The 17,829-nt window shown below is 66.0% G+C and carries 17 protein-coding genes; 14 read left to right on the top strand and 3 right to left on the bottom strand.

Going from position 1 to position 17,829, the window contains the following annotated elements:
- The first annotated feature begins 24 nt into the window (after window positions 1-24).
- The 5 genes from DMB37_RS02845 to DMB37_RS02825 all read left to right on the top strand — a co-directional run bounded on the left by DMB37_RS02845 (window position 25) and on the right by DMB37_RS02825 (window position 5,271).
- Complete coding sequence (locus DMB37_RS02845) at window positions 25-1,812, top strand: long-chain-acyl-CoA synthetase (protein WP_167768705.1); 1,788 nt, start codon at window positions 25-27, stop codon at window positions 1,810-1,812.
- Window positions 1,809-2,627: an alpha/beta fold hydrolase gene (locus tag DMB37_RS02840; RefSeq protein ID WP_135231319.1), complete on the top strand. Its 819-nt coding sequence runs from the start codon at window positions 1,809-1,811 to the stop codon at window positions 2,625-2,627. The genes DMB37_RS02845 and DMB37_RS02840 overlap by 4 nt, the downstream gene beginning before the upstream one ends.
- The gene (locus tag DMB37_RS02835) at window positions 2,617-3,090 is read left to right on the top strand and encodes a PaaI family thioesterase (RefSeq protein WP_167768704.1); all 474 of its coding nucleotides are present in this window, start codon (window positions 2,617-2,619) and stop codon (window positions 3,088-3,090) included. The genes DMB37_RS02840 and DMB37_RS02835 overlap by 11 nt, the downstream gene beginning before the upstream one ends.
- Window positions 3,091-3,154: 64 nt before the next feature.
- Window positions 3,155-4,552 carry a cation:proton antiporter gene (locus tag DMB37_RS02830; RefSeq protein WP_135231317.1) on the top strand — a complete coding sequence of 466 codons (1,398 nt, stop codon included), beginning with the start codon at window positions 3,155-3,157 and terminating at the stop codon, window positions 4,550-4,552.
- Window positions 4,549-5,271 (top strand): LuxR C-terminal-related transcriptional regulator, encoded by a 723-nt coding sequence (locus DMB37_RS02825; RefSeq protein ID WP_135231316.1) that lies wholly within the window; start codon window positions 4,549-4,551, stop codon window positions 5,269-5,271. Before DMB37_RS02830 ends, DMB37_RS02825 begins: the two co-directional genes overlap by 4 nt.
- Before the next feature lie 16 nt (window positions 5,272-5,287).
- On the opposite strand, the gene DMB37_RS02820 is transcribed toward DMB37_RS02825, so the two are convergent.
- From DMB37_RS02820 to panC, 3 genes are read right to left on the bottom strand one after another with little or no spacing between them, the layout of a single operon-like run.
- Window positions 5,288-6,157 (bottom strand): P1 family peptidase, encoded by an 870-nt coding sequence (locus DMB37_RS02820; protein WP_135231315.1) that lies wholly within the window; start codon window positions 6,155-6,157, stop codon window positions 5,288-5,290.
- Between the two features lie 12 nt (window positions 6,158-6,169).
- A complete protein-coding gene (locus DMB37_RS02815) occupies window positions 6,170-7,153 on the bottom strand; it encodes a hypothetical protein (RefSeq protein WP_135231314.1) in 984 nt (327 codons plus the stop codon).
- A gap of 22 nt (window positions 7,154-7,175) precedes the next feature.
- The gene (gene panC / locus DMB37_RS02810; RefSeq protein ID WP_370465309.1) at window positions 7,176-8,048 is read right to left on the bottom strand and encodes a pantoate--beta-alanine ligase; all 873 of its coding nucleotides are present in this window, start codon (window positions 8,046-8,048) and stop codon (window positions 7,176-7,178) included.
- Between the two features lie 317 nt (window positions 8,049-8,365).
- Between panC and DMB37_RS02805 the strand changes: the two genes are divergently transcribed.
- The 9 genes from DMB37_RS02805 to DMB37_RS02765 all read left to right on the top strand — a co-directional run bounded on the left by DMB37_RS02805 (window position 8,366) and on the right by DMB37_RS02765 (window position 17,815).
- Window positions 8,366-8,767: a nuclear transport factor 2 family protein gene (locus DMB37_RS02805; RefSeq protein WP_135231312.1), complete on the top strand. Its 402-nt coding sequence runs from the start codon at window positions 8,366-8,368 to the stop codon at window positions 8,765-8,767.
- The gene (locus DMB37_RS02800; protein WP_135231311.1) at window positions 8,764-10,356 is read left to right on the top strand and encodes an NAD(P)/FAD-dependent oxidoreductase; all 1,593 of its coding nucleotides are present in this window, start codon (window positions 8,764-8,766) and stop codon (window positions 10,354-10,356) included. Before DMB37_RS02805 ends, DMB37_RS02800 begins: the two co-directional genes overlap by 4 nt.
- The gene (locus DMB37_RS02795) at window positions 10,357-11,640 is read left to right on the top strand and encodes a hypothetical protein (protein WP_135231310.1); all 1,284 of its coding nucleotides are present in this window, start codon (window positions 10,357-10,359) and stop codon (window positions 11,638-11,640) included.
- Window positions 11,641-11,654: 14 nt separating this feature from the next.
- Entirely contained in the window at window positions 11,655-12,671 is a 1,017-nt protein-coding gene (locus DMB37_RS02790) for a TauD/TfdA family dioxygenase (protein WP_167768703.1), read from the top strand.
- Between the two features lie 127 nt (window positions 12,672-12,798).
- Window positions 12,799-14,361, top strand: a complete 1,563-nt coding sequence (locus DMB37_RS02785) for an ABC transporter substrate-binding protein (RefSeq protein WP_135231308.1) — start codon at window positions 12,799-12,801, stop codon at window positions 14,359-14,361.
- Between the two features lie 10 nt (window positions 14,362-14,371).
- Window positions 14,372-15,322 (top strand): ABC transporter permease, encoded by a 951-nt coding sequence (locus tag DMB37_RS02780; RefSeq protein ID WP_135231307.1) that lies wholly within the window; start codon window positions 14,372-14,374, stop codon window positions 15,320-15,322.
- The gene (locus tag DMB37_RS02775) at window positions 15,319-16,215 is read left to right on the top strand and encodes an ABC transporter permease (protein ID WP_206055165.1); all 897 of its coding nucleotides are present in this window, start codon (window positions 15,319-15,321) and stop codon (window positions 16,213-16,215) included. Before DMB37_RS02780 ends, DMB37_RS02775 begins: the two co-directional genes overlap by 4 nt.
- Entirely contained in the window at window positions 16,212-17,045 is an 834-nt protein-coding gene (locus tag DMB37_RS02770) for an ABC transporter ATP-binding protein (protein WP_135231306.1), read from the top strand. Before DMB37_RS02775 ends, DMB37_RS02770 begins: the two co-directional genes overlap by 4 nt.
- Complete coding sequence (locus DMB37_RS02765; protein WP_135231305.1) at window positions 17,042-17,815, top strand: ATP-binding cassette domain-containing protein; 774 nt, start codon at window positions 17,042-17,044, stop codon at window positions 17,813-17,815. Before DMB37_RS02770 ends, DMB37_RS02765 begins: the two co-directional genes overlap by 4 nt.
- The last annotated feature ends 14 nt before the right edge of the window (window positions 17,816-17,829 follow it).

The raw sequence follows: 17,829 nt of genomic DNA, 5'->3' as shown, positions 1-17,829 counted from the left end.
TCAATTCGCGAACACGAGGTCACTGTGTCGCTGACCCACCGCATCCGGTCCTACGGAATCCTCACGCGGGCCCTGCTCGAAGGGGCAGGCTCGCATCGAACACTGGCACTCGAGTTCGAGCGCCGCAGCGGGCAGCCGGGTCAGGCGGCGCGTCCCTTCCTGCTCTACGGGGATCAGCAGTTCGATTACGCGCAGGCCAATCGCCTCGTCAATCGGATCGCCCACGCGTATCGGGCCAACGGCCTGCGCAAGGGCGACGTGCTCGCGCTGCTGATGGAGAACCGCCCCGAGTTCGTCTGGCATTACCTGGCGGCCGGAAAGCTCGGCGTCGTGGTGGCTTTCGTCAATACGCGGGCCAGGGGAGACGGGCTCGTGCACGCACTCACGGTGTGCGGGGCGAGCCACGTGATCGTCGGTTCGGAGTGCCTGGCCGCGTTCCTCGCGGTGCGCGACCGGGTGCCCGACGAGCTGCTCGACCGCTGCCGGGTGGACGAGGATGTGAAGGCACCCGCTTCCGACGCAACGGATCTGGCCCGATTCGAGCCGAGCGCGACGTCGGACGATCCGGCGGAGACCACCCAGCACACCCTCGGCGACACCGGCGCGTACATCTTCACCAGCGGCACGACCGGGCTGCCCAAGGCCGCGGTGATGAGCTACACCCGCTTGACGACCGTCGGACGGGTCACCGGCGCGCTGGCCTGGCGGCTCGAACCCGGCGACATCGTCTACAACTGTCTACCGCTGTTCCACACCAACGCCCTGGTGATCGCCCTGTCGGCTGTCCTCACGCACGGATCCACCTTGGCGCTCGGCCGCCGGTTCTCGGCAGGCACGTTCTGGCACGACATCCACCGTTTCGAAGCGACGGGCTTCAACTACATCGGCGAGATGTGCCGATACCTGGTCAACACCCCGCCCGACGACCGCGACCGCGGCCATCGGGTCCGGGTGATGGTCGGACAAGGGTTGCAGTCCGATGTCTGGGCGGCGATGCAGGAGCGGTTCGAGATTCCGCGGATCGTCGAGATGTACGCGTCCACCGAGGGCAATATCGCCACCATCAACCTGGCAGGCACGGTCGGGTCGGTCGGCAAGCTGCGCCTCGGCGGCAAGCTGGCGAAGTGGGACTTCGAACAGGACGACTTCGTCCGCGACAACGGGCGCCTGGTCGAGTGCGGGCCCGGCGACACCGGCGTGCTGCTGGGGCCGATTCGCAAGCGCACCCCGTTCGGCGGCTACCGGGACGAAAAGGCCACCCGCGCAAAGGTTGTCACGAACGCCTTCCACGAGGGCGACGCGTTGTTCAACACCGGCGACGTGTTCCGGATCGACGCCAAGAAGAATCTGTTCTTCGTCGACCGGCTGGGTGACACCTTCCGCTACAAGGGCGAGAACGTGTCGACCACCGAGGTGCAGGAGCAACTCGTGCGGTTCCCGGACATCGCCGCCGCCAGCGTGTACGGCGTGCCGATCCCGGGCCGCGAGGGGCGGGCCGGAATGGCGGCGATCGTGCTCGCCGACGGTGCGCGGTTCGACGGCGCGGCGCTCGCCGCGTACCTCGATGAGGCGTTGCCTGCTTACGCACAGCCGATCTTCATTCGGGTGTGCGCGTCGCTGGAAACGACGGCGACCATGAAGCTGGCCAAACTCGCTTTGCAGCGTGCGGGTTTCGCGCCCCGCGACGGGGAGGCCATCTACGTGCGCGACGCGGGGGACCGTGTCTACGAGGAGCTCTCGCAGGAGCGTTACGAAGCACTTCGCAGGGGACATCAGGGGGATCGAACCCAGGAAAGAACCGAGGTGCCATGACTGTAGAAGGAACCTTCGACGCGGCGGACGCACCCGCCGCCGAGCCGATCGTGGTCCGGACGTCGGGGACCGGGCCGCCGGTTGTGCTGGTGCACGGCGGCATGCCCGCCCCGATGACCTGGGCCGCGCAGCAGGAACTGGACGCGGCGTGGTCGCTGATCGTGCCGAACCGGCGCGGCTTCATGCCGAGCCCGGCCGCGCCGTCGCAGGACTTCCTCGCCGACGCAGACGATTTGGTGGAACTCATCACCGACGTGCCCGGCGGCGTGCACCTCGTCGGCTTCTCCTACGGCGGTCTCGGCGCGTACCTCGCGGCCGAGCGCCTGCCGCACCTGGTTCGCTCGCTGACCCTGATCGAGGCGCCGCTGTGGAACGCGGCGCCGGAGGACGAAGCCGTGCGGGAGCTGGCGGACCTGGCCGACCGCTTCGCCGCCAGCCCGGACGACGTCGCGGCCGAGGACGAGTTCCTCGCGCTGGCCGGGGTGAATCAGGAAATGCTGGCCGGGGTGGGCGACGACGTGCGCCAGGCGATCGAGCTGGGGCGCAAGCTGCGTTCCCCCTGGGAGGTCAAGCCCCGGTTCGAGGCGATCACCGACGCGGGCATCCCGGCGCTGGTGTGCTCGGGCGAGCACAATCCCGCGCTCGAGCGGCTGTGCGATGCCCTCGCCACACACCTTGGCGCACAACGGGTCCGGTTGCCCGGAGCCGAACATGCCGTGCAACACGCGCCTGGATTCAACACGATATTGGCAACATTTCTGACAGCCGCGGAACAGAGCCGCGGCAATGGAGCAGGAGGCACCAATGAGCGATGAGGCGACGATCCACGGACACGACAAGGTCCTGGAACATACCATCGAGTTGTTTCGCAGCTTTACCCCGCCCGGCGTCACCCTCCAGCTGCCACCGCCTTCGGCGAAGGAAATGGACATGCAGTTCGAGGAGTACGTGCCCGGTCAGTCGCTGACCGCGACGGTGGTGGCGCCCCCGGCGTATGCGAATGCGGTGGGAATCCTGCAGGGCGGCTTCATCTCCGCGATGTTCGACAACCTCATCGGTCCGCTCAGCTACCTGACCGCACGGGGTCCGACGACGTCGCTGGAGCTCGGCACGCACTTCATGCGCACGGTGGTCACCGGCGAACGGCTGAAAGTGACTGCCACCGTGCGGAAGCCGGGACGATCGGTCATCTATCTCGCTGCGGACGCGCACAACAAGGACGACAAGCTGGTGGCCACTGCGGTGTCCACCGTGCAGGTGCTAGCGATGCCGAAGTAGTAACCGAGTGCCCACCTTCGCAAGCGAAGGTGGGCACATCTTTCCCCCTCAGCGAGGATTTACGATGCCCTCTCTACTCGAAGTCACGACGCAGTTCTTTTTGCAGGTCGCGGTCATTCTCGTGGCCTGCCGCCTGCTCTGGCCGCTGTTCCGGCGGCTGGGTCAGGTCCAGGTGGTGGCGATCATGGCCGCCGGCTTCGTCTTGGGGCCATCGGTTTTGGGCGCGATCTGGCCGGCCGCGCAGGAATGGCTTTTCCCCACGACATTGGCGGTAGGTGCGGAGACGATCACTCATCCGAACCTGACCGCCATCTATGTCGTCGGCCAGCTCGGTCTCGTGCTGTACATGTTTCTGGTCGGTGCCTCGTTCAAGCTCGATATTCTCCGGTCGCATCTGGGCAAGGCAGGCGCCACGTCCGCCGCGGGCATCGGCGTTCCGCTGCTGCTCGGCGGCGCGCTCGGCGCGTGGATGGTGAGCCAGGGCGACTACTTCACCAGCAAGGTCGGTACCTGGCAAGGCGGGTTGTTCGTCGCGGCGGCGGTGGCCATCACGGCGTTTCCGATGCTGGCCTGGATCATCTACGACTCGGGTCTGCTGAACACCCGGCTCGGCACGATGTCGCTGTCGTGTGCGGCGGTCGACGACGCCTGCGCCTGGGTGCTGCTGGCAACGGTGATCGCCACCACCAAGGACAGCATGTCCGGTGCCGCGCTCGCGTTGGGTGGCGGCCTGGCCTATTTGATCTTCATGATCGTGGTCGGACGCCGCTTGCTGTTGCGGCTGAACACGTGGGTGCCGCGCTCGGGCGATCGCGAACACAGCGGTGGTCTCGCCGTCGGCCCGCTCACCGTCGTTCTGCTGGTCGTTCTGCTGGCGAGCTGGTTCACCGATTACGTCGGAATCTACTCCGTCTTCGGCGCTTTCGTGGCGGGCACGGTGATGCCGCGTGGCCAATTGCTCGACACCATTCGTGAGCGTTTCGAACCCCTGGTCGCTTACCTGCTGTTGCCTGCCTTCTTCATCTACTCGGGGCTCAACACCGAACTCAGCCTGATCTTCGAGCCGAAAGTGCTGCTTGTCGCGGTCATCGTGATGGTCGTGTCCTTCGCGGGCAAGTTCGGCGCCATCGGCCTGGTGGCGCGCTGGCAGGGGATGGGCTGGCGGGAAGCGGGCGCGATGGGCGCGCTCGCCAACGCACGCGGCTTGATGGAGCTGATTCTGCTCAACATCGGTCTGGGCGCGGGCCTGATCACCGGTCAGCTCTACACGATCCTCGCCTTGATGACGATGGTCACGACCTTCGTGGCCACGCCGGTGATGCGGATGTTCGAACGCAGCGGCTGGAAGGAAGGTGTCGTTTTCGGACCCACCGGCGAAGAACCAGTCCCCTCGGAAGAACCCCGAACGCCGGCGAAACTGATCGACGTCTCCCGCCCACCTGTGGCTGACGGTCCGCCATGACGCTCGGGTTCAGATCAGATCAGGAAAACCAGCTGCACAACGGTCGTCGCCGCCGGGTCGGGATAGGCACGCCCGCCGTGGTCCAGGAGCGGACCCTGCTGGTCGCCTCCGACTTTCCGTTCGCCCGAACGGATTTCGAGGACGCGGTCGCGGTGCACGACGGTTTCGCACTGGCGGGTACCTGCGCTTGGCGCGAGGTGGTGGACCGGACCGCGCGCTGGCGCCCCGACGTGGTGCTGCTCGATGCCTCGGTGTCGCGCCTGGCCGGGCTCGCCCCGACGGTGACCCGGCTGCGGGAACTGCCGCATTCGCCGATGATCACGCTGCTGGTGGAGCACGGCGCCGCCAAGGCGGATGTGGACCTGGTCGACGCGGTCGTGGCGATGGAACACGGCGCGGACGAGGTGCTCAAGGTGCTGGAGGTGCTGATCTCGGGGACGGTGCTGGCGATGGCACCGCAGCAGAGCCGGGTGCACGCCGGGGTCACGATGGATTACGAAGTGCGGCAGCGTCTTTCCACGCTGACCAAGCGGGAGCGGGAGATTCTGCGGCTGGTCGTCGACGGACTGTCCAACCGGGAGGTCGGGTCCCGGCTGTTCATCAGCCCGGAAACGGTGAAGGAGTACGTCAGCCGGATCCTCGCGAAGCTCGAGGTGACCAGCCGAATCGAGGCGGCGGTGGCGGCCGTCCGCGCGGAGTTCGACAATGGCGACTGGTAGCCGATCGATGCGATCGCTACTGGCTCGCCTGCGCGAACGAGCGGATGGTGTCGGCCACCGCGGCCAGCGCCATCAGGCGCACCAGGTCGACGTCGGCCGCGACGGAACCCGTTGCGGCGGTGATGAATCCGTCGCCGTCGAAGCGGCCGTGCGGCGGGGTGAGGGCGCGCGACAATCCGTCGTGCGCGCCTTGCGCGACGATGTGACAGCCGATCTTGTCCAGCCGGGCGTTGGTGAGCACGACGCCGATCGTCGTATGCATCCGCGCGGCGGGATCGACCAGGCCGCCGAGTTGGGTGACCGAGTCCATGGCGATCTCGGCGAGGCCGTCGTCGATGTCGCCGAACGCGTTGACCACGCACAGCGCACCGACCACGAGCTCGTTCCAGCGTCGTTCGGTGTAGGCGAGGCCGCCGGGCTTGCGGTCGACCGGTCCGCGCCAGTGTGCGGTGTAGGCACCCGCGCCCGCGCCGATGCGACCGGCGAGCACCTGCTCGCCGGTGGTGGCACAGGCCGCGGTGTATCCGTGCTCGGCCGTCGGCCGCGCCTTCGGGTCGCCCGCGCTCAGATCGAACAGGGCGAGCGCGGGCACGATCGGCACCTTGCCGCCGGGAGTCGGTATGCCACGCCCGATTTCCTCGAGGTAGCGCATGACGCCGTCGGCGGATGCGAGACCGAAGGCCGAACCGCCGGTCAGCACGACCGCGTCGATGCACGGCACGGTTTTGTCCGGGGCGAGCACGTCCAATTCCCGGCTGGCCGGCGCACCGCCGCGCACCTCGCAGGACGCGACCGTGCCTTCGGGGAGAATGACGACAGTGCAGCCGGTTTCGCCGAGCGGATCGGTCCAATGGCCGACCCGAATCTCCGGAATGCCTATCGTCATACCCACCTCGGCTCAGGAATTCTCGTTCGCGATCACGACGAAGAAGTCGTCGGTAGTCGTGGGGAAGCCCATTTTGTGCACATCGGTCGGCAATGGCTGATAGTCGAACAATTGCCGCTCGTTGTATGCAAACAACTCCGCCCCGGTCCTTCCGGAAGAATATATCGTGACGCTCTTGGTCCACGCTACTTGGCTCGGATCGGTCACTGGTCGAAGTGCGACATTTTTGTATCGGTCCGCGTCGTCGGTGTCGCGATAGGGCGGCCGAACGGCGGAATGGCGGTTGGCGAGCCAACTTTCGTCCGAGTAATCGGGGGCGTCGGCGTCGGTACCCGTGAAAACGGACACCCACGGACCCCACGAAGGCAGGTTTTCCATCGGGGCAGGCACACCGTCGGCTCGGCTTTGCAGATGTTTGCCGAATTCGTCATCGGCCGCGGCGCCGGTTTCGGTCAGCACGTGCGGGCGGTCGGCCGCCAGCGACGTGGCGGCCACGGTATCGCGGCCGTCGAACGTGACCACGAACGCATTATTCGAGTCGGCTATCACCAGGTGGAATCCGGGCATCCGCCGGGCGCCGTCCAAAGCTGGCAGCAAGCGCGACTCCACCAGCTGAACGGCGTCGCGCGCCGAATCGGCCGTCACGCAATCCAGCGGAAGCCCGCTGGCCGAGACGAATTCGTCCCCGGTCGCGGTATCGGCGAAAATCCGGCAATAGACGCCGGTGCCGCGGTGGAAAGCGAGCCACGATCCGCCATCGATATCGAGGCCGCCGACGACCTCGGCCGGCACCGGGGTACTCGCGTCACCGATCGTGAATACCCGGTCGCGCAGTCCGGGGTTCGCGAACCAGTGCGGTCCATACGAAAAGCGGTGTTCCAGCCCGAGTTTGCGGGCCGCTTCGTAACCGTGCGGGCGATGTATCGACTGGTCACGGGACTCGATCGCGACGAATCTCCCGTTTCGGCTGTCGAGGAGGAACAGGCAGGTGCTCATGGTATTTCCGTCTCACGTCTCGTTAGGTCAGGGTCAACGAAATGTTGTCGATCAGCCTGGTGCTGCCGACGTGCGCCGCGACCAATAGGCGGGCGGGGCCCGAAGTGGGCGCGGGTCCGAGCTCGGTGTCCCGCAATTCGAGATACTCGACCTCGACTCGGGCCTGGGCGTCGAGGATCGTGCGGGCAGCGGCGAGCACGGCCTCGGCTCCCGAACCGCCCGCCCGTGCACCCGCCTGCAATGCCGCGGGCAGTGCGACGGCGGCTTGCCGCTCGGCCGGATCGAGATACCGATTGCGGGAGGACAGTGCCAGCCCGTCCGCCTCGCGCACGGTCGGGACGCCGACGATCCGAATGCCGAAGTTCAGGTCCCGGACCATCTGCTGGATCAATATCAGCTGCTGGTAGTCCTTTTCGCCGAAGTACGCGACGGTCGGCCCCGCGATCTGCAAGAGCTTCGCCACCACGGTCAGCATCCCGCCGAAGAGCGCGGGCCGGGTGGCGCCGCAGAGTTCGGCGCCGAGCGGGCCCGGCAGCACGGTGGTCCGGCGGCCGTCCGGATACATGTCCGCGGGGGAGGGTGCGAAGACCAAGGGCACGCCGGCTTCGCGGAGCAGTGCGAGATCGGCCTCCAGCGTTCGTGGATAGCGGTCTAGATCCTCGTTTGCCCCGAATTGTAATGGGTTGACAAAGATCGAAACAATGACCTCGGATTTGCTTTCCTGCGCTTGTTCGACCAAAGCGAGATGGCCGTCGTGCAGTGCTCCCATTGTGGGCACGAGAGCGACATCTCGACCGCTCGCGCGCAGCTCGCGAGATACCTCGGACATGGTTATCGGATCATGATGAACGGTCAATGCGCCATCTGCATAATTGCTGACGCGCGGTCTCTCCAACGATTCTCCCCTCCTGCTTGTTTCGAACGCCCTCGGTCGGTGCGACGGAGGTATGGGTGAACCACTTCGACCGTACCTGAACCGTGCCGATAACGCAGCTGTATAACACACCCTGATTGGTTTGTTGATGAATCATTATTCGGTCTTCCGGACAGCTCGAAAACTGTTGCAGCGCATGCGCGGACCGTGCTAGTGTTTGCAAACGGAACAAAAAACTATCGGCGGCCCAGGGGAGGGCCAGGCGGCCCGGCTGTCTCCTCGCGGGAATTAGGCGGGTACTAATGGTCACTCCAGTCAATACTAATGTCGGTGCATCGGTGTACGACAATGTCGCCGATCTCGATCCGGCCGAAATCGAATTTCTCCAGTGGCGAGCGCTGAGCGCAGGCGAGGGTGCCGAGTTCTACGACAGCGTCCTGGCCGACGATGCCGTGCTGGCGGTGCCGTCCCCGCATGCGTCGCTCTCGCGGCAGATCGCGCTGAACGCGGTCGCCGGAGCGCCTGCGATCGAGACGTACCAGATACTCGAATTCCACGAGCGCCCATTAGGCGCCGACGCGCACATAGTTTTCTATGAGATGTATCAGAAACGCGTGGGCCTGGACGGTATATACGCCGCTATTTCTACGGTGTATATCAAGCGCGACGATCGCTGGCTGATGCAGTATCACCAACAAACTCCGCTGCGCAGGGAATCAGGCAAGGGAGTTCAATCATGAGTCACAAATTCGACGTTCTGATATTGGGCTCGGCACTTTCCGGTAGCTCGCTGTCACTGTGTCTCCAGGCCTCGGGTCTGAGCACCTGCATGGTCGATCCAAAACCGCATCCGAAATTTGCCATCGGTGAATCGACCATTCCGAACACCTCGAAGCTCTACAAACTGATGAGCATCAAATACGGCGTGCCCGAGCTGGCTGTGCTCTCGTCGTTCGACAATCTCATCGGGTCGGTCGGCACCTGCGGCATGAAGAACAACTTCGGCTTCGTTTATCACGAGCCGGGCACCATCGCGCAGAAAGTGCATCAGTTCCCGCTGTCCGAAATCGTGGAAACCGAGTCGCACCTGTTCCGGCAGGATGTCGACCACTGGCTCGCGCTGCGCGCCCGCGATTACGGCGCCGTGCTATTGGAAGGGGTCGCCACCCGCAAGCTGGATATCACCGACGCGGGTGTGCACTTCGAAGGCGACGACGGGACCCGGATCACCGCCGAGTACGTCGTCGACGCGGGCGGCCGCAATTCACCGCTGGCGGCGCAACTGGGACTGCGCACCACCGAGGGGCTGCGCGCCTGGTCGAAGTCCATCTTCACGCATATGAGCGGCGTTCTCCCGTTCGACGACATCACCGAAGTCCACGGCCCGCGGCAGTGGCACACCGGCACGCTGCATCACGTCTTCGACGGCGGCTGGATGTGGGTGATCCCGTTCGACAACACCGAGAAATCATCCAATCCGCTGTGCAGCGTCGGCATCGTCTGGCGCATCGATGACGGCGACGAGAAGCCGCACCCGAACCCTGAGCAGGCTTTCGCCGATTTCCTGGAGACGTATCCGGAGATCGGCAAGCAGTTCGCGCACGCGCGCAACGAGCGCGAATGGGTGAGCGCGGGCCGGTTGCAATACTCGTCGAAACAAACGGTCGGCGACCGGTGGTGCCTCACCTCCAACGCCGCGGGCTTCATCGACCCGCTGTTCTCCCGCGGCATGCAGAACACCGCGGTCGTGGTGGATCGGCTGGCCGAGCGGCTCATCGAACAATTCGAGGGCGGCTTCACGCCGCGCACGTTCGACGACATCGAACAGATGCAGGCCAGCCTGATCGAGGAGAACGATTTCATCGTCGGCAACGCCTTCCGTTCCTTCACCGACTACCGGCTCTGGAACGCCTGGTTCCGGGTCTGGCAGGTCAATCAGGTGACGGGCACCATGCGCACCGAAGCCAGATTGCGCCAGGTCGCCGACCAAGCCGCGGCCCGCGCCGCCGGGCAGGGTGCGCTACCGAAGCCCGCGTCGGCGCCGGGCGCCGGGCTGGACGGTTTCATCGACGCGTTCTACCAGAAGTCCGATCAGATCATGGAGTCCTACTGGCGCAAGGACATCAGCCTCGAAGCGGCGGTCGCGGAGTTCGGCACGCTGTTCGCCGATGTCGACTTCGTCCCACCGTCGTTCGGCCTGACCGATATGTCGCAGCCGTACTTCGACATCGACATGGACAAGGTGGCCAGCGCGATCGAGTGGGCACGCACCGCTCGGCCCGGCATTCGCGAGCTCTATCTCGGCGGCCTGCCCGCCTCGGAGAGTTAGGTGGATATGAAGGGGGTAGCCATCTCGTCCTACAGCGACCGGGTAGCGGCGGCCGTCTCCGGTTCGCTGAACGGACTGCTCCGATTCGACCGCTCCATGGTGACGTCGCTGGACGGCCTCGAACACGACGAGGCCGAGCAGCCGATCGTCGTCATGCTGCGCGCCTACCTGTATCTGCTCGGCGGCGTCCGGCCGCCGGTGGAGGTGGTCGACGCGCTGCGCAAGATCGACGCCGGCTCGCTGTCCGCCTTGGAAGCCGCCCACCTCGACGCGATCCGGCACCTGCTGCACGGCGCGTACGGAGCGGCCGGCGATACCCTGCTCGACATTTCCCGGCAGTTCCCGACCGACGAATTGGCCTTGGCCGCAGGGCATCAGGTCGATTTCCTGACCGGTGCGACGGAGACGCTGCTGTCGCGCCTGTCCAGCAGTCCGCTGTTGACCGAGGGTGCAACCGAAACCTACCCGTACCTGCTGGCGATGCTCGCCTTCGCCTACGGCGAGAACCACGAGTTCGCCAAGGCGTACGAGGCGGGTAGCCGAGCGCTGTCACTGGCCCCGCAGGACAACCCGTGGGCGGTACACGCCTGCGCGCACGCGCTGTTCGAGAGTCGCGACCACGGCGCCGTGTCGGAGCTGCTGTCGGCCACCCGCGGCCGGTGGAACTCGGAAAGTTGCCTGCTGCGTACGCATCTCAGCTGGCATCACGCCTTGAACTCGATGGCCGAGTCCGACCACGACGCGCTGACCGGCCTCACCGGCGATGTCACCGCCGTGCTGGCCACCGAGTGCTCAGCCATGCAATTCTGCGATGCGGTCTCCTTGCTGTGGCGATTGCGGCTGGCGGGCATTGTCGGGCCGGACGATTTCGCCGCGGTCGCGGACAAGGCACTGGATATCCGCAGTGCGTCGAACTCGGCCTTCGTCGACCTGCACGTGCTGCTGGCGGTCATCGGCGCCGATCGGCACGAGCTGGCCATGCGGCTGGCGCAAGAAATAGGTGCGGACGCCACGGATATGGCGGCGCACCTGACCGGAACCCGCCGCACCGCGGTCGGCGTGGCCGAGAGTTTCCTCTATTACTGCCAATCGAACCCGGAACAAGCAGTGCGACGCTTGATTTCGGTGCTGCCCGCCGTGGTGGGTATGGGCGGCAGCATGGTGCAACGCGATCTCGCGCTGGAACTTCTGGTCACCTGCACGCACGGCCGAGGATTGGATGTGACCGTCCCGGCCGGAGTCGGCATCGATAGACGTCCACTGGTGACGTATCTCCGCTCGTGAAGGGAATGATCGACATGGATACCGATTCGTATCCCCTCTGCACCGACCTCATCACCGGCCCGGCTGCCTGGAAGAGCAGCGACTTCACCGATCCGGCCCAGTGGACGACGCCGCTGACCTCCGACGATATCGGCGAACTGTTCGCAGCGCTGGAACACGCCCGGCAGACGGGCAAAGAGCTCGGTAGCATTACCCGCGAAGACTTTCCGCTCGACCAGCTCGCGCAGAAGCTGAAAGCCGTTTCTCACGAACTCACTTCGCAGAGCGGCCTGGCCGTGCTGAGCGGTTTTCCCATCGGCTCCGATATCCCGCGCGCCGATATAGAGCTCATGTATTGGGGCCTGTGTGCCCATCTCGGGCCCGCGGTGACACAGAACGCGCGCGGCGAAATCATGGTGCCGGTCAAGAACTATGGCAATGGTGGACTGTTGAACGCGGCGACCCGTGGTTACCAGACCAACGAGGCGCTGCCGTTCCACACCGACAGTTCCGACATCGTCGGCCTGCTGTGCCTGCAATCCGCGGGCGAGGGTGGATTGAGCAGTATCACCAGCTCGATGACCATTCACAATGAGCTGCTGCGCAATCATCGGGAACTGCTCGGCCTGTACTACGCCGGATTCTATTACGACCGGCGCGACGAGCAGCTCGACGGTGAGGTGCCGTACTACCGCAATGCCGTCTTCGCCTGGCACGAGGGCAGGCTCACCTGTCGCTATTATGTGCGGCACTTCATCGAGTCCGCGCACGAGCGATTCGATCTGGAGCTTTCCCCGGTGGAACGATTGGCGCTCAAAACGTTCGAGGAGATCGCCGACCGGCCGGAAAACAAGATCACCATGCGGATCAATCCCGGCGATATCCAGTTCTTGAACAACAATGTCGTGGTGCACGCCCGTACCGCATTCGTCGACGCCGATGAGATCAACCGTGAACTACTGCGTGTCTGGCTGAACCCGTTCGACGCGCCGACCCCGCCGCCGGGGCATGCGGCGTTCCGAGAAGGTATGCCGCAGAAGCAGATTCGCTGACCGACGACGACACGCGTGGTATGGCTTGCTCGTTCAGCTTCCGAAAGAGGTCCGTAGTGCTAAATTCTAGTCTCGCCACTGGATTCCAGTTTCGCAATATTGCTGTTCGCACCGTGGGGAGCGTAATTTGAGGCGCGTACGTCCGATTGCTGTTGTTGCGCTGGCCCTGGTGGTCGCGCTGTCGAGTGCCTGCGGGACCGGCGGTGAGGTCGGCCCCGACGGGACCGATGCGAGCCAGTCGACCCAGGCCGCGACGCCACCGGACGATCAGCTGAACCTGAACGGCACGGTGAACGTCCGATTCGCCCTGGAACCGGCGAGCCTGAACACCTTCACCCAGTCCGGTGTCGCACTCGACCAGGTGCTGATCGACAACGTCTACCAGGGCTTGGTCTCGGTCGACACCAACGCCAAGGATCAGCTCGTGCCGTCGCTGGCCACCTCGTGGGAACAGTCGCCCGACGGCCTGACCTACACCTTCCGCCTGGTGCAGAACGCGAAGTTCCACGACGGCTCGCCGTTGACGTCGGCGGACGTCGTGTGGTCGTTGCAGCAGGTGATCGCGCCGGGCTCGAAGTCGTTGCGCGCGCAGGACTTCACCGCCGTGGCCGAGGTGTCCGCGCCCGACCCGGCCACCGTGTCGATCCGGTTGAAGCAGCGCGACACCACCCTGCTGTGGAACCTGGCCCATCGCGGCGGCATCGTCTACAAGAGCGGTACCGACTTCGCCACCCTCGACGGTGCGGAGAACGGCTCCGGGCCGTTCCGGGTGACGCAGTGGAACCGCGGCTCCACCCTCACCCTCTCGCGGTGGGACGACTACCGCGGGCCCGCGCCGAAGGTGGCAAAGGTGGTGTTCCACTACATCATCGAGCCAAACACCGCGAACAACGCCGAACTGACCGGGCAGATCGATATCCTGACCGCGTCCGATCCCACACTGCTGCAAGCGTTCCGCGGGCAGGAGGACAAGTTCAGCGTGCTGCGCGGGACCAGCACCGACGAGTACACCCTCGCGTTCAACGAGGCCAATCCGGTGCTGGCGAATCCTGATGTGCGCCATGCCATTCGGCAGGCGCTGGACAAGGACGCCATCATCAAGACGTTCGGCGCGGGTATCCGCATCGGCGGCCCGGTGCCGCCGCAGGATCCCTGGTACGAGGACCTGACCTCGCTGGACCAGTACAACCCGGAGAACGCGCGCAAGCTGCTCGCCGCCGCCGGCTACGGCAACGGTCTGCAACTGACCGTGGAGTACCCGAACCACTACATCCCCGCGCTGAGCGACATCCTCGTGTCCAACCTCAAGGACGTCGGCATCACGCTGAACGTCCGGGTGGTGGAGTTCCAGACCTGGCTGTCGAAGGTGTACAAGAACCATGATTACGAGCTGAGCGTCGTGATCCACGCCGAAGCCCGCGACATCGGCAACTATGCCCGCCCTGGCTACTACTTCAACTACGACAACAAGCAGGTGCAGCAGTGGTACCGCGACGCGCTGTCCGCGGAGACCGAAGACGCACGTAACGACCTGCTGCGCAAGATGACTCGGCAGATCGCCGAGGACGCGCCGTGTGACTGGCTGTTCCTCGTCGAGCTGAACACGGTGGTGCGCAAGGGCATCTACGGCGTCCCCCAGCACGAGACCAACAACCGGTTCCCGCTGAGCAAGCTCGCGGTCGCCAAGTGACGGAGGTGTTTTGCTCTGGTATCTGATCCGGCGAGCCGGGCTGCTCCTGCTGTCGCTCGCGGTGGCGAGCGTGCTCATCTTCGCGATGCTGCGCTTGCTGCCCGGCGACGTCGCGGCCACCGTCGCGGGCATCCAGGCGACGCCGGAGCAGATCGCCGCCCTGCGCGCCGACCTCGGCCTGAATCGGTCGCTGCCCGAACAGTATCTGTCCTGGATCGGCGGGGTCTTCCACGGTGACTTCGGGCATTCCCAGCTGAACGGCACCTCGGTGGGGGCCGAGCTGGGCGAGAAGCTCGCCGTCACCGCGCCGCTGATCATCGGATCGCTGCTGATCGCCCTTGGGCTCGCGGTGCCGCTCGGCACCTGGGCCGCGGTCCGGCATCGCACCAAGACCGGCGAGGCGGCCAACGCGCTGTCCCAGCTCGGGACCGCGGTGCCGGGTCTGTGGCTGGCGATGCTGCTGATCCTGGTCTTCGCGGTGGAGCTGCAAGTGCTTCCGGCACAGGGCTTTCCGGTCAACCGGTGGGAGCAGCCCGACGAGGCGGTGCGCAGCCTGATCCTGCCGTGTGTGACGCTCGGCCTGTCCGAAGGCGCGGTGCTGTTCCGCTTCGCGCGCTCGGCCATCCTGGGGGTGCTGTACTCGGAGTATCTGCGCACCGCGCGCGCCAAGGGCATGACCCGGACGCAGGCGTTGGTGCGGCACGGTTTCCGCAATGCCGCGCCTTCGGTGGTCTCGATCCTCGGGTTGCAGTTCGCGGTCCTGATCGTCGGGGCCGTGGTGATCGAGCGGGTGTTCACGCTGCCGGGTGTGGGCAGCATGCTGCTGTCGGACGTGGCGAACCGGGATCTGGTGAAGGTCCAGGGCGAGGTGCTGTTGATCGTCTCCGCGGTGCTGGTACTGGGCTTCGTCGTCGATATCGTGCACCGGCTCATCGACCCCCGGCTGGAGGCCAGGCTGTGATCCACGCCGTCAACCGGCCCAAATGGGCGCGCAGGCGCCGCGCCCTGCAGGTGATGGGCGCCGCGCTGATCCGAAGGCCCAGCGGGGTTTTCGGGCTGATCATGGTGGGCACGCTGGTGATTGCCAGCCTGGTGTCGCTGTTCTGGACGCCCTATGATCCGCAAGCCACCAACCCCGGCCGGGCCTGGTTGCTGCCGCTCAGCAACGGCCATCTGCTCGGTACCGACCGGGTCGGGCACGACGTCTTCAGCCAGGTGCTGGCCGGTGCGTGGCAGACCCTCGCGGTGGCCCTGGTGGTCGCGGCGATCGCCGGCGTGCTCGGGCTGATCCTGGCGCTGGCCACTCAGCTGACCCCGCACCTGGTCGGCTCGGTGGTGGTGCAGCTGATCGACATCATGATCGCGTTCCCCGCGCTGTTGCTGGCAATGGTGCTGGCGGCGGTCTACGGCGGCTCGATGATGACGGTGGCGGTCGCCATCGGCATCAGCTCGGGCGTCGCGGTGGCCCGGGTCGCGCGGGCCGAGGTCGCCCGGGTGCTGACCAGTGATTTCGTGCTCGCCGCGCGGGCGTCCGGCGCGTCCACCGCTCGGATCGTGCGCAAACATCTGCTGCCCGCCATCGCGCCGACGCTGATCGTGCAGCTGTCCTGGGTGATGGCCTTAGCGGTGCTCGCCGAGGCGGCCCTGACCTACTTGGGTTACGGCAGTTCACCGTCCGCGCCGTCGTGGGGCGGCATCCTGCGTGCGCAACAGGACTACATCAAGGTGCGGCCACTGCTGGTGGTGTGGCCGGGCTTGGCGGTGGCGCTCACCGTGCTCGGCTTCAATCTGCTCGGTGACGCGCTGCGCAGCGTCACCGATCCGCGGCTGCGCAAGGGGGTGCCGGTGCGATGACGCTACTGAAGGTGACCGACCTGACGGTCGAGATCGGCGAGCAGGTCCTGCTCGACCGGGTCGACCTGGCCATGGACGCCGGTGCGCGCCTCGGCCTGATCGGCGTCTCCGGATCCGGGAAATCCCTGCTCGCACTGGCGATCATGGGCCTGCTGCCGGAGGAGGCGCGGGTGCGCGGCAGCATCACCCTGGACGGCGTCGAATTGATCGGCCGCAGCGACCGGCAGCTGTCGAAGGTCCGCGGCAGCCGGATGGCCATGGTGTTCCAGGAACCGCTGTCGGCGCTGAATCCGCTGATGCGGGTGGGCAGGCAGATCGCGGAACCGCTGCGGCTGCACCAGGGGATGGGTCGTCGGCAGGCCCAGGCCGCGGCGACCGAACTGGCGGCCCGGGTGGGGCTGCCGGATCCCGCGCATACCGTGCGCGCCTTTCCGCATCAGCTCTCCGGTGGGCAGCGGCAGCGGGTCGGCATCGCGATGGCACTGGCCGCCCGGCCCGCGCTGTTGATCGCCGACGAGCCGACGACGGCGCTGGATGTCACGGTGCAGGCCGAAATCCTGGCGCTGCTCCAGGATTTGGTGTCCGAGGACGGTTCGGCGCTGCTGTTCGTCACGCACGATCTCGCGGTGCTCGCGCAGATGACGCAGCGCGTGGTGGTGCTGGGTCAGGGGCGCGTCCTCGAGGACGGCGACCTGGGGGAGATCCTGCGCGGGTCGACCCATCCCTACTTGCAGACCTTGTTGGAGCTGGCGCGGGCCTCCTCGTTCCGCCGTGGCTCCGGCGCGACGCGCCTGGGCGTCGACAGCGACTCGGCGGAGGTTGTGTCGTGATCCTGCTCGAGGCCGAGGGATTGAGCCGGTCGTTCCGGTTGCCGCGCACCAGCCTGTTGCACCGCGCACCGCAGCGGCACGCGGTGCGCGACGTCGACCTGACGCTCGCGGAGGGCAGCCATCTCGGCATCGTCGGCGAATCCGGTTCCGGCAAGTCGACTTTGCTGCGTCTGCTGCTCGCCCTGGACCGACCCGATCAAGGCGTGGTCCGGTATCAGGGCAAACCGGTGACCGGTCGCGATCTGGCCTGGTTCCGCAGGGAAGTCCAAGTGGTGCTGCAGGATCCGTTGAGTTCGCTGGATCCGCGGATGATCGTCGGCGACTCCATCGCCGAACCCCTGGAATGCCTGCGGATACCGGGCAACCACGACTACCGGGTGGCCGAGCTGCTGGTGGCGGTCGGGCTGGAACCCGATGCGTCGGCGCGTTATCCGCACGAATTCTCCGGCGGCCAGCGCCAGCGCATCGCGATCGCCCGTGCGCTCGCGCCGAATCCGAAGGTGCTCGTCGGCGACGAACCGTTCTCCGCGCTGGACGCGCCGACCCGCGCCCAGATCATCGAGCTGCTGCGCGATCTGGTGCAGCGATTCGGGCTGTCGCTGATCCTGGTGTCCCATGACGTGGGCGTCGTGCAGCAGCTGTGCGATCAGCTGCTGGTGATGAAAAACGGAGCCATCGTCGAGCGCGGCGCCGCGGCGACGGTGCTGGAGAATCCCCAGCACCCTTACACGCAAGCCCTGCTCGACGCGGTCCCCATGCTGCCGTTCTGAGCCGAAAACTGTTC

Source organism: Nocardia sp. CS682, from assembly GCF_004634405.1.
Lineage (GTDB): Bacteria > Actinomycetota > Actinomycetes > Mycobacteriales > Mycobacteriaceae > Nocardia > Nocardia ninae.
The sequence above is the reverse complement of the archived record's forward strand: the minus strand, read 5'-3'. Positions and strand labels throughout refer to the sequence as shown.

Excerpts from the sequence above, each read along its gene's own strand:
- DMB37_RS02840 (WP_135231319.1), top strand. The coding sequence starts at position 1,809 with ATGACTGTAGAAGGAACCTTCGACGCGGCGGACGCACCCGCCGCCGAG.
- DMB37_RS02835 (WP_167768704.1), top strand. The coding sequence starts at position 2,617 with ATGAGCGATGAGGCGACGATCCACGGACACGACAAGGTCCTGGAACAT.
- DMB37_RS02830 (WP_135231317.1), top strand. The coding sequence starts at position 3,155 with ATGCCCTCTCTACTCGAAGTCACGACGCAGTTCTTTTTGCAGGTCGCG.
- DMB37_RS02825 (WP_135231316.1), top strand. The coding sequence starts at position 4,549 with ATGACGCTCGGGTTCAGATCAGATCAGGAAAACCAGCTGCACAACGGT.
- DMB37_RS02820 (WP_135231315.1), bottom strand. The coding sequence starts at position 6,157 with ATGACGATAGGCATTCCGGAGATTCGGGTCGGCCATTGGACCGATCCG.
- DMB37_RS02815 (WP_135231314.1), bottom strand. The coding sequence starts at position 7,153 with ATGAGCACCTGCCTGTTCCTCCTCGACAGCCGAAACGGGAGATTCGTC.
- DMB37_RS02800 (WP_135231311.1), top strand. The coding sequence starts at position 8,764 with ATGAGTCACAAATTCGACGTTCTGATATTGGGCTCGGCACTTTCCGGT.
- DMB37_RS02790 (WP_167768703.1), top strand. The coding sequence starts at position 11,655 with ATGGATACCGATTCGTATCCCCTCTGCACCGACCTCATCACCGGCCCG.
- DMB37_RS02770 (WP_135231306.1), top strand. The coding sequence starts at position 16,212 with ATGACGCTACTGAAGGTGACCGACCTGACGGTCGAGATCGGCGAGCAG.